The sequence below is a fragment of the Methanobrevibacter ruminantium M1 genome, from assembly GCF_000024185.1.
Lineage (GTDB): Archaea > Methanobacteriota > Methanobacteria > Methanobacteriales > Methanobacteriaceae > Methanobrevibacter > Methanobrevibacter ruminantium.
The window spans coordinates 962503-977779 of sequence record NC_013790.1 but is presented as its reverse complement, the minus strand read 5'-3'; the positions used below and the strand labels follow the sequence as shown (position 1 = coordinate 977779).

The 15277-nt window shown below is 31.3% G+C and carries 13 protein-coding genes; 11 read left to right on the top strand and 2 right to left on the bottom strand.

Annotated features, from left to right (window positions below; translation table 11 throughout):
• Nucleotides 1-86 precede the first annotated feature (86 nt).
• The 11 genes from MRU_RS03805 to MRU_RS03755 all read left to right on the top strand — a co-directional run bounded on the left by MRU_RS03805 (nucleotide 87) and on the right by MRU_RS03755 (nucleotide 13010).
• A complete protein-coding gene (locus tag MRU_RS03805; RefSeq protein ID WP_012955554.1) occupies nucleotides 87-653 on the top strand; it encodes a hypothetical protein in 567 nt (188 codons plus the stop codon).
• 64 nt (nucleotides 654-717) lie between these two features.
• A complete protein-coding gene (locus MRU_RS03800) occupies nucleotides 718-1683 on the top strand; it encodes a hypothetical protein (protein WP_012955553.1) in 966 nt (321 codons plus the stop codon).
• Complete coding sequence (locus tag MRU_RS03795; RefSeq protein ID WP_143714300.1) at nucleotides 1661-2095, top strand: hypothetical protein; 435 nt, start codon at nucleotides 1661-1663, stop codon at nucleotides 2093-2095. The genes MRU_RS03800 and MRU_RS03795 overlap by 23 nt, the downstream gene beginning before the upstream one ends.
• Before the next feature lie 3 nt (nucleotides 2096-2098).
• Nucleotides 2099-3112 carry an ADP-ribosylglycohydrolase family protein gene (locus MRU_RS03790; protein ID WP_012955551.1) on the top strand — a complete coding sequence of 338 codons (1014 nt, stop codon included), beginning with the start codon at nucleotides 2099-2101 and terminating at the stop codon, nucleotides 3110-3112.
• 56 nt (nucleotides 3113-3168) lie between these two features.
• Entirely contained in the window at nucleotides 3169-3963 is a 795-nt protein-coding gene (locus tag MRU_RS11990; protein ID WP_012955550.1) for a hypothetical protein, read from the top strand.
• A 371-nt stretch (nucleotides 3964-4334) separates the two neighbouring features.
• The gene (locus tag MRU_RS03780) at nucleotides 4335-4832 is read left to right on the top strand and encodes a DUF308 domain-containing protein (RefSeq protein WP_012955549.1); all 498 of its coding nucleotides are present in this window, start codon (nucleotides 4335-4337) and stop codon (nucleotides 4830-4832) included.
• A 167-nt stretch (nucleotides 4833-4999) separates the two neighbouring features.
• A complete protein-coding gene (locus MRU_RS03775) occupies nucleotides 5000-6592 on the top strand; it encodes an ABC1 kinase family protein (protein WP_012955548.1) in 1593 nt (530 codons plus the stop codon).
• Nucleotides 6593-7753: 1161 nt separating this feature from the next.
• Nucleotides 7754-8446 carry a CPBP family glutamic-type intramembrane protease gene (locus tag MRU_RS03770; protein WP_012955547.1) on the top strand — a complete coding sequence of 231 codons (693 nt, stop codon included), beginning with the start codon at nucleotides 7754-7756 and terminating at the stop codon, nucleotides 8444-8446.
• A gap of 503 nt (nucleotides 8447-8949) precedes the next feature.
• Complete coding sequence (locus tag MRU_RS03765) at nucleotides 8950-10395, top strand: ATP-binding protein (protein WP_012955546.1); 1446 nt, start codon at nucleotides 8950-8952, stop codon at nucleotides 10393-10395.
• Nucleotides 10396-11069: 674 nt separating this feature from the next.
• Nucleotides 11070-11498 (top strand): hypothetical protein, encoded by a 429-nt coding sequence (locus MRU_RS03760; RefSeq protein WP_012955545.1) that lies wholly within the window; start codon nucleotides 11070-11072, stop codon nucleotides 11496-11498.
• A gap of 663 nt (nucleotides 11499-12161) precedes the next feature.
• Nucleotides 12162-13010 carry an SseB family protein gene (locus tag MRU_RS03755; protein WP_012955544.1) on the top strand — a complete coding sequence of 283 codons (849 nt, stop codon included), beginning with the start codon at nucleotides 12162-12164 and terminating at the stop codon, nucleotides 13008-13010.
• A 311-nt stretch (nucleotides 13011-13321) separates the two neighbouring features.
• On the opposite strand, the gene MRU_RS03750 is transcribed toward MRU_RS03755, so the two are convergent.
• Entirely contained in the window at nucleotides 13322-14044 is a 723-nt protein-coding gene (locus tag MRU_RS03750; protein ID WP_012955543.1) for a zinc-ribbon domain-containing protein, read from the bottom strand.
• Nucleotides 14045-14484: 440 nt separating this feature from the next.
• A complete protein-coding gene (locus MRU_RS03745) occupies nucleotides 14485-14964 on the bottom strand; it encodes a type II toxin-antitoxin system antitoxin SocA domain-containing protein (protein ID WP_012955542.1) in 480 nt (159 codons plus the stop codon).
• Nucleotides 14965-15277: the final 313 nt, after the last annotated feature.

Genomic DNA, 15277 nt, shown 5'->3' with positions numbered 1-15277 from the left:
GGCCAAGGATAAAAGAGTTTAAATATTATCTTGCTCTTTTCCTATTGGTTGTGGATAAAAACTTTATTTTAAAGGAGAGCGAAAACATGATATCTATTAATATAAAAGAAATGAGAAAGGAAAAAATCTATGAAGGCAGAGTAAAGATGGGACACGGAGGAAGAGGAACAATCCGTCTGCATAATTCCAATATAGGAGACCAATTATACGTAATATTTCCATCCTACGGCAAGAAGGAAGACAAGGATGGGAACTTGGAAATAGATGAGATACTTAGGAAGACCGTTGAACTTGGCAAGGACGGCAAAAATAACATAGATTTTAACAGGGAATACAGAGGCCGCAAATGCATCATCATTAAAAGGGAAAGTCTAATAAAACTCGAATTTGCAAAATGGAAAATAATCTATGATGGAATAGTCAAAAAATCATTCAATGGACAAGGACTTATAAGAGTAAAGGACATGTTCCTAGGAGAAAGAGCATTTGTAGTCTTTGGGGAAAGCCTCAATGACTCAAATGAGAACATAATGGTCTCAGTTAATGAGATACGTAATAAGGGAATTCATCCAGACAATGACCATACAAGCCGAGTCTTGCTTTCTAAAGATTACGTAAACTGCAAATGCCTTGTAGTCCTCCAGGAAGCTTGAACTTATTTAATAAAAATAAACTTTTTAAAATATCTAAAATAGCATAAGCAAATGGGGTGATATTATGCAATTTGGAAATTATGCAGTGGAAATAAGCTCTGAAAATGAGAATCATTTAATCAATTATCTTAAATTTAATAATTTCAAATATGAAAAAGATCTTGAAAACTGTAGCGAAAAAGAGGAATATGTGATTGTAATCAATATCATAGAGAGAATTTACTATAAGATAAAGAATTATTTGGCAGGACCAATACTCTCTGAAAAGGACTTTTTAGATAAGATCAATTATAATAAATACAGCATTCATAAAAAGGCATATTCTAATGATGGCAATTTAATCTATGAAGGTTATACCATCTATGAACAAGGCTATGGGGAAATAGCCTATGGTCTTGGAACATCCTACTTTCCAAATGGAAATAAATGTCATGAAGGAGTATTTGAACGTAAAGGATTGCTTGAAGGAAAGGAATTTTATTCAAACGGCCAATTAAAATTTGAAGGGACTTATGGAAGATGCAGAGGTTATGGACCACACTATCCTAGTTTTGGAAACTATTACTCAAAGGATGGGCAACTGCTCTTTTCAGGGAAATTCAAGGTCACTTTTGGAGGGGTCGGCTATCCCATGATAAAAGAACCTAAATATAAGCTACTTGAAAAAGGCAGGCCAAGATACATATTAAAAAAAGATGAAGATATAACTAAGCTAATAGAGAAAAACACCAATATTGAAAATAAAAAGTATCCTATGACTTTTGAGGAATTTGAAGAGAAGGTATTGGAATTGTTCTTTGAATATCATAGCGATGAATTTATAGAAATATTAAAGAAAAGATTGGAGGACTATAAAAAGATAGAGCCTAATTTTATGAAAGCCCTGTATAAACATAGCTGTTGGGTATATGACAGCCCACATATCTATGGAGACACTTGCAAATTACAATTTGAAAAAGAACGTTTAAGGCATTATCCAGTATATCGCCTTAGAGTGATTGTTGGGCTTGAAGATGGATTCAGGGGATGATGAAATGTATGATTTGACAAAGATCCAAAAAACTTTCAATGAGAGGGTATTTAGCAGATTAGACGATGAGATTCTTGAAAGAAATGGAATTGATAAAGATGAGGAACTGATAAGAGAAGAGTTATTTAGGCAAAGGGAAATAATTACAGTGCCTTTTGGACATATTGAATATTTTTTAGCCATTGAAGATGAAAAAGTCCTATTATATGTCGAGAAGGCTTCAAGAATGGGTTCCCATAACATCTGCATCATTGATGATGATTCATATGAATGCATTGACGTTTATGATGGGTATCCTCCAGAATTGAAGGAAAGATACCTTGACCATTTGAAAAGGATTAAGAAAACCAGAAATAGATTTGAGGAAAATTTAAAAAAATTATCAGAAGAAAAAAGTATAAAGGAGAAATAAGATATGGATTGCATTAAAAACGGAATAATGGGACAGATTGTAGGAGATGCGCTTGGATTACCTGTGCAATTCCAGCCTCGTGAAGAACGTGACATAGACCCCGTGACTGATATGATAGGGGATGGCGCTTTTGAGCTTCCAGCTGGAAGCTGGTCAGATGATAGCAGCCTTATCCTTGCAACAATGGATGGCTTGATTAAGAGTCTGAATGGAGATAATGTAGATTCTACAAGCTTAAATGATATAATCGATTGGGAAATTATTATGAGAAACTTTTCCGATTGGCTTAATTTGGGAGAATACACACCATATGGATTTTCCTTTGATATAGGGGGAGCCACAAGGGATGGAATCTACAACTATGATGACGGATGGGAGCCATTGGAATGTGGAGGCATCGGCGAGAGAGACAATGGAAACGGCTCCTTAATGAGGATCTTACCTATTGCATTCTTTATTTATTATTTATCCAAAAAATATTCATTTATCGAAGAAGACAAGATGACTGCTGTTCATAATTTGTCTTCACTCACCCACAGACACAAGAGAAGCCAGATGTGCTGTGGAATCTATGTGAACATTGCTCTTGAATTCATAGATAATTTTGAAAATGGGAAATGTTTAGACTTAGAGGAACTTATATCCTCTGGAATAAACAAATCCAAGGAATATTATTTTAATGATGACTCATTTGAGGAAGAATTGCATCATTTTGATAGAGTCTTTTCATTGAATATTCAAAATCTTCCGCGTGATGAAATAAAAAGCGGAGGATATTGTATTTCTTCCCTTGAAGCAAGCATTTGGTGTCTTTTGAATAATGAGAATTATAAGGATACCCTCCTGACTGCAGTTAATCTTGGATATGACACAGATACAACTGCCTGTGTAGTTGGAGGCCTTGCAGGGATTTTCTATGGCTATGAAGATATTCCTGCTGATTGGATTACTCAATTGGCCAAATTAGATTATATTGAAAATATGATTGGAAAGTTTTCTCAATCTTTAATTGATTAGGATAAAAAGAGAATCAAGGTTCATATGATGGACATAAAAAATAATCAGGTGAAACTATGGGACTTGCAAAAGAGGCTAGGGATTTAGAAAGAGAAAACAAATATGATGATGCTTTTGAACTTGCAGAAGAAGCTAGGAAATTAGAAAAAAATGGCAAATATGATGAGGCAATTGAACTGATCTTGAACTATCTGGACCAAAATCCTCAATATAAGACGATTGACTACTACCATTTCGCAAATCCCATAGAGGAAATCCTATTTAATGTTTATATTGAAGATATCGATTCAGTCAAGACACTGAATCTGGAAGAGTGTCTTGAGCTGATTTATTTTACCCTTGCAAGAGCATATGGCAAAAAGGGAGATAAGGAAAAAGAAGAGAAATATTTAAAGATTGCAAATAAGATCAATCCGGTCTCTGCAATAATACTGCTTAGATTATGCAAATACTGCCAATCCATCAATGAGAATGAAAAAATAAAGGAATTGGCTCCAGACATCATGAAATACTCTTATAACAGCAAAATATTGATAGAGTCATACCTCACACTTGCCTTTTCCTATTTAGATGATAAGCAAGAGAAAGAATTATATAATCATTTGATGCAATTTTATCTTACTGTTGAAACAGGAACAGACTTTTGGGATTCAATAAAGGAAGATATAAAATACTTAGAGGAGCATGAGATTCAAGTGGGCTTTAATCCAGAAATGTTTAGCATATTAAAATATTTGATTGCCCTTCACACAAAACAAGGCCGGGAAGATACTGCAAAGTATTTTAAAGACATATTGTATTTAATGGAGGAATTTACAAAGTCTTTAAATGAATTAAGATACGATAGTTAGTTTATTTCCTCCCAATCCATAATTTGTTTAATATTAGAGTTGACATCTAAATGCAATAAGATTAAATCCATTTTTACAATCTTTTACCATATTATCCCAATCTATTCAAATTTATCCTAATTTAAAAAATCTTAACTAAATTATCCTAATTTATCCCAATTTATCCCAATTTGTCCCTATTGTATTACAAATCTATATATACAAATTTATTAAATATATAATATTGTCCAATATTTATTTATATTTTTCTTCAAATGTTTTTTCCATATAAAAATAAAATTAGATATTCATTGAAAAAACTGAACAATTTGAAGAATATGAATAATTATTTTAAAAAAGATCATATTAAAAATATATTTTAGGGGATAAATATGGATATTAGAAAAGTAATTGGAATAATATTAATCATTTTGGGTTTAATCTTTGCAATCTACCCAGTTTACAGCGCCCAAGCAGTCTCATGGATTGCAGGAGTAGCTCTAATAGCATTTGGTATTGGCTTAATCCTCGACGGATTCTCCATATGGAGCATGATGGCTGGAGTTTCAGCAGCAAAAATATTGCTGGGAATCATAGCAGCCATAATCGGATTCATGTTCCTATATAAAGTGGATGCATTATCCTTCATTATTGCATATCAATTCTATATAATTGGATTTATACTGATATTTGTCGGTTTGCTAGGTATTTTTATAGCAATAGATGGAATATCAAGAGCCACAGCAATATTGACTTTAATCTTAGGTATAATATGCATTATCTGTGCTTTCTTCTCACTTTCACAGCCATTATACACTGCAGTTATCGTTGGAATCTGTATGATAATGGAGGGAATAACCTTCCTAGCAAGTGGCATAATTGATGAATGAATGCATAAAAAAGTGCTCGAAAATGATTACCCTTAAATTAAACACTACTCTAAGAAAAATGTATTAACTAAAATAAAAATATTATTAATTAGGGTAATTAAACTACTAAGGATAAGATATTTAATACCAATAACTCTATTTGCAGAGATTAATCAAATGTGATAATTATGGATAAAGAAACAAAAGAACGTCTAGGAGAAATCAGAGCTGCGATGAAGAAATACGGCTTTGATAAGATTTTAGGCGAAAGCGCAAAAAACAGGATACGCGGAAAAGATGAGGAAGAAGAGAGCCTCCTATTGGATAGCGAAGTTCCAGTCAAGTTCAGACTTATGCTTCAGGAACTTGGAACAACCTTCATCAAACTAGGCCAGCTCTTAAGCACAAGGCCTGACATGGTAGGGGAAGACATTGCAAACGAGCTTGCCAACCTTCAGGACGACAACCCTGCAATAAGCTATGAGCAGGTTAAGGCAATAGTTGAAAGGGAGCTTGAAGGAGACATTGACGAACTCTTTGCCGAATTCTCACATGAGCATCTTGCAACCGCATCTATCGGACAGGTTCACGAAGCTACCTTAAATACAGGGGAGCATGTTGCAGTCAAGATCCAGAAAGAGGGAATCACAGACAAGATTGACCTGGACATAAGGATAATGAAATACATTGCAAACCGTGCAGACAGATTAAGCGGCGAGCTTAAGAAGGTAAATCTCCCTGGAGTGATGGAAGAGTTCGACCGCAGCATCCACAAGGAAATCGACTACTACAACGAATTCATGAACATGCAAAGGATTGAGATGAACTTTGTAGACAATCCAAATGTCCACATTCCAGCAACCTATCCTAAATACTGTACAACAAAGGTCCTTACAATGGAATTCATTGCAGGAGCAAAACTGAATGACGTATATGCAAGCGAAGGAGACGAATTTGACAAGAAACTCCTTGCAAAAACAGTGATTGACTCCTATCTCCAACAGCTTCTCATAGACGGATTCTTCCATGGAGACCCACACCCTGGAAACATCATGATTCTGGAAGACAATGTATTGTGCTACCTTGACCTTGGTATGATGGGAACCTTTGACGAGGACTTCAAACGCAACCTCGCAGAGGCAATCTTACTCATTATGGACCAGGACATTGACGGAGTAATCAACCAATTGATGTACATGGACATCTTAGACTATGACATTGACACAAAGCCGCTCAAGAGAGACCTAAACGATCTCTTCGGAAGATACTTCGGAGTGGATCTTAACCGTTTCGACGGCATCCTTGGAGACCTCCTTAAACTCATGCAGGAATATGGAGTAGTCCTTCCAAATGAGCTTGTGACAATGGCAAGAGGAGTCTCAATGGTTGAGGCAATCGCACACAACCTTGACCCAGAGATTGACATATTCGAATCCCTCAAGCCAATCGCAAAGAGAATCGCCAGAGAAAGGCTAGATCCTAAGAGATACCTCAAGAGCAAGAAAAGCAACATAATTCTATATGAGCATATGTTCCGTGCCTTGCCTCAGCTTCTTACAAGAACAGTCCATAAGATTGAAAACGAGGAGCTCCAGTTCAGATTCGAAGTGGACATAACAGACAAGGTATCTATAGTAGCATTAGTATCCGCTCTTATTGTAGGTTCATCTGTAGTCTCATTCGGACCAAGAGCCTTTGACATGCCGGTAATTTCAATTATAGGCTACATAATAGCAATCATCTTAAGTATTGTCGGCATAAGAAAGTTCGTATTAAAATAAATTTAAATGAGGAATTTAATTCCTCCACTACTCTTTTTTTTAACTCTTTTCACTTATTTTACTTATACTTATTTTTATTATAGGAAAAGCAACTAATTTAACACATTAAATATTTAATTTCTAAAAGGAGAGTTTACTATTTATAATATATAGTAAACCAAATACTTAATTTAGCTTTTAAAGATGAAAATACACATTAAAATGAAAAAATATGGATAAAAAGATAATTTTATATATTAGTTTTTAGATAATATAAATTAATTGTCGAAGATTTCAATTAGTCTTTGAGCAAAAATTCATTGCTTAAAACTATTTTGTTGTTAATTTTGCAGTTAATTTATAACTGCAAAAACAACAACCCATAAATTAGAAAAACTATTTTTATTTAAAAAAAAACTTATTTTACAATTTAATTCCTTTTTACTTCTTTTAAGACTTAAATAGTTGCCCATAAATATTTTAAAAATTTCTTAAATAAAATAACTAAAAAAAAGTATTTTTTATTTAGGTTTACTATATATAACTATTTATAATAATATTGCTTTATTTTTAATATGGGGGAAAAAATATAAATTATATAAGAAATAAAGTATAATTCGGAGTTCTTCACCTCTTTTAATAATTTATCTTATTTTTTTGGTAAATAAAAAAATACTAAAGGAAGCATTAAGATGAATTTTTTCCGCCATGAAAGGACTAATGGAATCTTCGACAAGTCTCCTAGTCTTTTCTTTCAAAAGGAGGTGAGAAAGAATGGGCGATATCAAAGAGGCAATTGCCTATATTATCTTAGGTTTAATTCTAATCATATTAGAACTAGCCACCAACTAGATAAATAAGTAATTTAATATCATGAAAGAATATGTATTCCCTTTGTTATTAGGAACAGGTTTTTATTAGTTCCTCCTACGTATGCTCATTTATTAATTTTTTCCTTTTAATTGAAGTGAGGAATTCCTAAAAATGAAAATGAAAAAACATTATTACTCAAATTATTTAAAAAACTAAATAAAACTAAAGCCAAATATAAGATTCTTTTGATTGCTAAGGGATAGAAAAGAGCAAAAAATACTTAAGGAAGATAAGAAAAACTTAAAATAAAACCTAAATCCCTAAAATAAATCAAAAATTATAAATAAGATTTTATTGAGACTTAATAATATGACAGAAATAGATTGGTTTAAATTTGAAGATAGGGATTACGATTTTCCATTTTATAAAAAGAATCCCCATATTTCAAAAATGGGCTGGCTTGTCTTATTCTTTGTTTTTATAATTGGATCCATCTTATCAATGAGCGATAAGCTTTCATATTCAATATTATGTTGCATAGTCTTTATCGTTCCAGTATTATATTTCCTAGACTGGGACTATAAGGCAATATTTAGAAAGCCATCTCTCAAGGACATTGCCCTTGCAGTGGCACTTTTTATCGGATATCTTATATATGCAATAATTATGGGAGCAATATTGGAATCTGTTGGAATAGTGAGCAGCGGAATCATTGATCCTGGAAGCATAGACTGGACAGTACTTATTAAGAGCGTCTTTTCATTAATGGGGGAAGAATTCATCAAGTTCCTTCCATTCATATTCTTCCTAAGGGTGCTTTACAAGTACACAGATAACCGTAAATTGTCTGTGGTGATTTCAGTCGCATTGGTTATGGCCATGTTTGCATCTTTGCATGCATACAATTGGGTCATGTTCATATATGCATTGTTCATACAAGGCTTTGGATCAATTTTTGAGTTTTTTGCATACATCAAGACAAAAAATATAATTGTTTCCTATATAACCCATTATTGTACAGATGCATTTATCTTTGCAATGCTACTGCTTGGACTTGGATAAAGACATAAAAATTACTTTTTAGAATATTAATTGGATAAATGTTGATTTTTTAATTTATCCCTTACTTTTTCTTATTTCCACCACATAGTACTTTTTTTAATTCTTTCTACTTTATTAGTTTTAAAAATTTATATTATTTAATCACACCATTAGATTTCCTTAGGATATAAGAGATTTCGAAAAATATATTAATTATTGGATAAAAAAATAACCAATAGTATATAAAAGATTGGATAAAAAAATAACCAACACTATATAAAAGATTGGATAAAAAAATAACCAATAGCATATAAAAGATTGGATAAAAAAATAACCAACACTATATAAAAGATTGGATAAAAAAATAACCAATAGCATATAAAAGATTGGATAAAAAAATAACCAATAGTATATAAAAGATTGGATAAAAAAATAACCAATACTATAGAACAGTATAAAAAAAATAAGAAATAACTCATAATTCTTTTTTAAACATTGCTAAAGCCATAAAAAGTGGTGAAAATATGGATAATGAATTCAAAATAAACTATCTGCTTAATATATTAAAAACAACTCCAAAAGTAGTTTCAGACAGGATAATAAAAGATCAGACAAGATTGAATTTTAGAAAGGATTATTATGACCTTAAGGAAAGCATTGATAATTTTCTTGAACACGACACTGATGATAGATTCTACATATTGCCTGGCCTTAGGGGAGTGGGAAAGACTACAATAGTCTTTCAGCTTTATGACTACCTGACCAATGAAAGGAACATTAACTCAAATCATATATTATACCTTGATCTAGACCGATTGAAGGACCAAGGACCATTCAATCTCTTAGAATATCTTGATATTTTCATAAAGGACATCAATGAGGAAGCCTATCTCAATAACTGGCCATTATTTATTTTCATAGATGAATCACAATATTCCTCAAACTGGGATCATGTAGGAAAGATAATCTTTGATGACTATAAGAACGTATTTATAATATTCACCGGTTCTGACGCATTGAATCTTCAAAGCTCTATGGACTCTGCCCGAAGGTCTCTTAAAAAGGAAATCTATCCCCTAAATTTTGCGGAATACTTATATTTAAAATATGGCTGTGAAATTCCAAGAGGCATAAGTGATTCCATATTCAATGCAATCCTCTTCAATGATTTTGAGAATCTTATAAAAGACGAACGCTACATTCAATTAAATGTTTATAATAAATTCAAAAGAGATATTAACAAGATTTGGGACGAATATATACAATATGGAGGATTTCCATTATCATTTGCTCGAAAAAACCATGCTTCAATAATCCAACTAGGTCTTGATATGAAAAATAGGATAGTTGAAAAGGACCTCGACATAGTGCTTTCAGTAAACTCACAGACACGGCTAAACACCTATTCTCTAATAAATATCTTAGCATTGCAGAAGCCTGGAACCTTGTCATATAACAAATTGGCAAAGAACTTGGAAATCTCTAAAAAAACCGTTGGCAATTTATTGAATGCATTGGAATGCACACAGATGATATTCCATATAGAGCCTCATGGAGCAATTACAAAAAGAAACAGAAGGCCTTGGAAATATTATTTCCTTTCAAGCCAGATGAAAGCGGCAATCTATCAAAATTCCGGCCAAGCAACTAAAACAAAAGGAGAATATATGGGAATACTAACTGAGAATCTGGTTGGATCATTATTATTTATGATGAAAAACAAAAGAAAACAGGATTTTGGAATTTTCTATGAAGAGGAAAAGGAGAGGGCTGATTTTCTAATCAATACCATTGATGGTAGGATAATACCTATTGAAGCGGGCTATGGCAAGAAGGGCAAAAGGCAGGTTATAAATTCAATGGAGGACCATGGAAGCGAATATGGGATTGTGGTTTCAAACAAGACTCAAAGCATTAAAATAGAAGAGAATGTCATATTCTTACCTCTTAAGACATTCTCTATGCTTTAAATAATCTTTATGGCTTAAAGAACCCAATCTCCCCCATATATTAATTTAAGTTTAGAATCAATGAAAATCGTCATTAATCCTTTTTTTAAACAATTAAAAACCTTTTTCTAATTTCTTTTTTTCTATTTTTACATATTTCTAGCTCATAAAAATCGGCAAATATATTCTTTTGATTAAATCATATAATTTAATGAAACATGAATTTAATCAAATGAACTTAGTGTCAACTATAAAAATATTGATTGAAACTATAAATTTAATAATTTTTATATTATAGTTTAAAAAAATTAGTGATGTATATATAGATGCAATTAATACAAAATGAATTTTTTCAGATATGCTTTTTAAAATATTAAAAGTTTACCAAATATTTTATGTAGTTTTTGTCTAAACCTATCAAAATATTGATAGGAAAATTAATTTATTCGAAACCTTTATATATTACAAAAACATATATAATAGTGTAGAAGTTAATTGGGTTTAAACATGAAAAAAAACTATTGCTTTTTTTATGTAAAGGGGGATTTATATAATAAAATTAATGCTTTTTTTATGTTGAGGGGGAAATGAAATTCAATGGCTTTTGCGCTAGCAAATGAATTATCCGCAAACACGGTTCTTTTTTTAGGGGGAAGGATAATTCACTTGCCAATTAATTTAAGGGGGAATTGATTATGCAAGATGAACCAAATAAAAAAATAAATAGAGCTAAAGATGATGAGAACTTACTTTTTGCAAGGGGAGAAGTCATTCGATTGATGAAAGATCACCTTGACAAGGACAAGATGATTACCGAAAGGGTCAAGGTTGAAATGAACAGATTCCTAAGTAATGTGCTCGTAGCTGTTTGTGAGGAACTTAACAAATACCCATACACCACCATTGATTATGAAATGCTAAAGGAATCAACCTATCCGTATACCAGAATTAAGCAGATTAATCAGGAAAGGGAAAGAATCCTGGTGCACTTGAATGCAATCAAGGCAGATTGTGATGCATTGGGTATGGATATTGAAAAGACTTTAAAGCTCAATGAGTCCGATGGGGAGGATAGTGACTTTGTTCCTCATACCAGCAGAGTAAAAGAGGATGATGGAGAGTAGAAGGTTAATTTATTAATCTTTTGCTTTTTTTTAATTTAAACTTTTTTAACTCTCAATTAATAATCAAACTTGTGGATAAAGTGAGAAAATAATTAAAAAAGAGCAATAATCAAAATAAGAATTCGATAAAGGCTAATGAATAAAATAAGAATAAGAAATGATTTATTAAAGATATAATAAAAAAAGAATTAAAAACATATTTTTAAAAGAAAAAGAACTAATCCTAAATGAAATGAATAAAAAGATATATTGTTTAAAAACTAATTTAAGGGTAAAAGTTTTAGAATTAGTTCTCATTTTAATATTTAGTTTTATATAATAAAAACCTTTCGATTAATTAAGAACTATACTCATATTTAAAATCAATCCCCATGGAGACTTGTGAGAAATTGAAAGGAAATAGAGAATATCTTAAAGATTAAATGATTATTATTTTCTAATTTTTACTTTATCTTTATTAAAAGCCTATTTTTTAACTTTTAACTATTTTTTTTAATTTTTTAGATTTCAACTATTTTTTAATTGAAGATATTTCTTCAATAGTTTATTTAATGTCATTCAAATCATTATCGATTTCAAGATATCATTTGAAAAAAAAGTAAAAACAATTAAAAAACTATTTTAATTTGAAATATAAACTATAATTATGAGAAGGTGAATGGAATGAACGAAATCATTGATAATTATAATGTGAATGAAAAGATAGAAATAGACAACTTTGAACTGGAAGACATAATTAGCTTAGGAGTAAACAATCTGACCATTGCAGATGAAGAAGAGTTCTTCAAATTACTTAAAGAAGCCCAACTTTTCATTTTAGTTCAATTGAACAAGGAAGAAGTCTTTGATGTAGACAATCAAAAGGTTGTAGAGGTCATTAAGCCTATACCTCCACTTGGATTCAACTTCATGACACTAACTGTCAATGAAAATGAAAGATCAATTGTTGCATTCACACGAAAGGAGATAATAAAGGAAATAGGGCTTAAGGCAGACCATATTGTAATGAACATGAGAGACCTTGCAAAGATTCTCATGGGCCTTGGAGATACCTTCTCATCAATAATAATCAATCCCCAGACCGAACATTCAATAATGATAAGCATAAACACATTCTTAAGCCTCTTTATGGAAAAACCTAAAAATCCATTTATAGGATCCCTTGAACAGACTCTAGACAAATTGAAAAACGATTATGTGGAACTTGACAATCATTATATGTTTTTCATCCGCTCAGACTATGAATTTATGGAAAACGAATCAAAAGATGGAGTCTTTGTAGCAAAGATGCCTCTAAGGGCAAGCACCGATCCAAACTTCCAGGCAAACCTTCCAATATTGCATAAGCTGATGATGATGGAAGGTCAGAAAGTGTTATATACAGGTAATCCAAACGAGGAACAAACCGATTTCGATGTTTTGATAGCTCCAGGAACTGAGTTTGAAAAGTATTATGATGAGGATGGTGACACTTCCGTTTGGAGATGTGTAAAACAGCCATTCTATGAATAGCTATAACTCTGGTTTATTAATAATAAGGATATTTATATGTTTATTGGATAGAAAAATATCCAATAGATTATAAATAGCCAGATAGAGTGTAAAATAAACTGATTTTAGAAAAATAGAGAGTAATTAAAGTAAAATAAACTGATTTTAGAAAAATAGAGAGTAATTAAAGTAAAATAAACTAATTCTAGAAAAATTAAAACTGATTTAATAAAAAAAACTAATTTTATAAAAATAGAGAGTAATTAAAGTAAAATAAACTAATTCTAGAAAAAATAAAAGAATAATTAGTTAAAAATAACTAATTAAACAAATTAAACATATCTGGTTGAACCGCTTCTGGTTCTACTGTCCTGACCTTTTTTAGCACAGTACGGACACCTGTCATCACTGCCAACTGCTATTCTACCATGATCTGCACAGTATCTTGTTCTAACGCTTCCATCTCCCTCCCAAAGGTCGGGAGTGTCAACATAATCATTATTAGTTACATCTGCTGCATACTTTCTAGTGAAGCTGACCAAGCTCTTAAAGTCTTTAAACTCGTTGTCAGTCAAAAAGCCATTTCCGTCAATGTCTGCTTCATAGAAAACATGAGTAACAACTGTTTCAGATGCTTCAGGGAAATATTCTGATGCTTCTTGGAAACTCTTTCCCCATTTATGATTCTTATTATATTCATCGGCCGAATCGCTTGAATCTTCACTTGCTGATGCTGAATCATCCTGACTTTCATCATTTGAATTGGAACTGTCATAGGAATTCAAGGCAGATGATGAATGATCATTAGTAGCCTCACCGCTTGCCACCTCATAATCAGTGGACTGGCCACTCATAAAAAGGATAGCCCCTGCAACAACAGCAACACAGATAATTATAGTTGCACAAATAATCAAAAGATTCTTATTGCTCTTTGATTGAGATGAAGCACTAGCATTGGTGCTGGTAGGTCTAGAACTATCAGTTAACCTTTCACCACAGTTTTTACAGAATTTAGAACCTTCCTTATTTTCACTTCCACAACTTGGACATATCATTTAATCACATCCTAGCTATAAAAAGACTTATAATTAAAAAAGTGTGATTAAAGGTTTATTGATTTTAATTAATATAAGTTTTGAATTAAAAAATAGCAAATGACCAAGCAAAACAATAATTAATAAAAAAACAGCAAAAAAATAGCAAATGACCTAGTAAAATAATAATTAATAAAAAAGCAGCTAAAAAAATAGCAAATGACCTAGTAAAATAATAATTTGTAAAAAAAAGCAGTTAAAAAAAGGTTTAAAGAACTAATCCTATTATGAAAAAAAAAAACATATGTAAAGGGGGTGATATGTAATTGATAGGTTTAAAAAAATTTTAGATAGGATTAGTTCTACAGTATTAATATTAACTCTTTTAATATAAAAACTTTATGCCTAAAATAACTGAAAACTTAAGAGAATTATATTTTACTTGGATTAAAGATATCAATTTAATTAGTTTTTTCCAATCTATGGAATACGCACTCATAATTGATTTGCCCATCCATTTTTGCACTCTTAAAAGGAATGTCCTTTGATAGAATATAATTGAACTTGCTTGCGCTTAGATTACTGAATCTATCTAATGCATCGGTTATAACAAAATATTCCTTTTTTGAAAGCTTATTGTCTGGAATCCTTGCAATATAATATTTCTTCAGCTTATTGTCATAATCAGCTTCCCTTTTCAAATAGATTATGTCCCTTTGAATAAGATCAATTAAAGTGTCATCGAAATGCTTAGGCTTTAGGCCGTTTATTGTCTTAAAATAAGTCTCTCCAGTCAATGACTCACCATATAATTCATAATAGTCAAAGTCAATGAAATAAAGCATATTTGCTAGGACTGTCTTTCCAACATTCTTCTTATTGGCAGTCTTTGCAATGATGTATATTAAAACTTCGATGTATTTTTCTCTTTTAAAATCCATATGATAACCTAAGGCCTTTAAGTAGCAATTAAACCCATAAAAATAGAATCAAGATAAAAATAAGTTTAAAAAAGGGAAAGGTTACTCTATAAAGTAGATTGCGCAATTATTTTAAAGTTTAGAGTAACCTTTAAGGACTAATCTAAAATTTTGAAAACTATTTTTATAATATGTAAAGGGGGTGATAAGTTAAAAAAAAGGTTTTTTTGCTTAGAATTAGTCCTTAATATAATTATTGTTTTTAAATATAAAAAGTTTTTCTAAATTAATCTAATTTTCATATTTCAAATTGAAATCTTATTACTTCATAAAA

Excerpts from the sequence above, each read along its gene's own strand:
- MRU_RS03805 (WP_012955554.1), top strand. The coding sequence starts at position 87 with ATGATATCTATTAATATAAAAGAAATGAGAAAGGAAAAAATCTATGAA.
- MRU_RS03800 (WP_012955553.1), top strand. The coding sequence starts at position 718 with ATGCAATTTGGAAATTATGCAGTGGAAATAAGCTCTGAAAATGAGAAT.
- MRU_RS03790 (WP_012955551.1), top strand. The coding sequence starts at position 2,099 with ATGGATTGCATTAAAAACGGAATAATGGGACAGATTGTAGGAGATGCG.
- MRU_RS11990 (WP_012955550.1), top strand. The coding sequence starts at position 3,169 with ATGGGACTTGCAAAAGAGGCTAGGGATTTAGAAAGAGAAAACAAATAT.
- MRU_RS03780 (WP_012955549.1), top strand. The coding sequence starts at position 4,335 with ATGGATATTAGAAAAGTAATTGGAATAATATTAATCATTTTGGGTTTA.
- MRU_RS03775 (WP_012955548.1), top strand. The coding sequence starts at position 5,000 with ATGGATAAAGAAACAAAAGAACGTCTAGGAGAAATCAGAGCTGCGATG.
- MRU_RS03770 (WP_012955547.1), top strand. The coding sequence starts at position 7,754 with ATGACAGAAATAGATTGGTTTAAATTTGAAGATAGGGATTACGATTTT.
- MRU_RS03765 (WP_012955546.1), top strand. The coding sequence starts at position 8,950 with ATGGATAATGAATTCAAAATAAACTATCTGCTTAATATATTAAAAACA.
- MRU_RS03760 (WP_012955545.1), top strand. The coding sequence starts at position 11,070 with ATGCAAGATGAACCAAATAAAAAAATAAATAGAGCTAAAGATGATGAG.
- MRU_RS03755 (WP_012955544.1), top strand. The coding sequence starts at position 12,162 with ATGAACGAAATCATTGATAATTATAATGTGAATGAAAAGATAGAAATA.
- MRU_RS03750 (WP_012955543.1), bottom strand. The coding sequence starts at position 14,044 with ATGATATGTCCAAGTTGTGGAAGTGAAAATAAGGAAGGTTCTAAATTC.
- MRU_RS03745 (WP_012955542.1), bottom strand. The coding sequence starts at position 14,964 with ATGGATTTTAAAAGAGAAAAATACATCGAAGTTTTAATATACATCATT.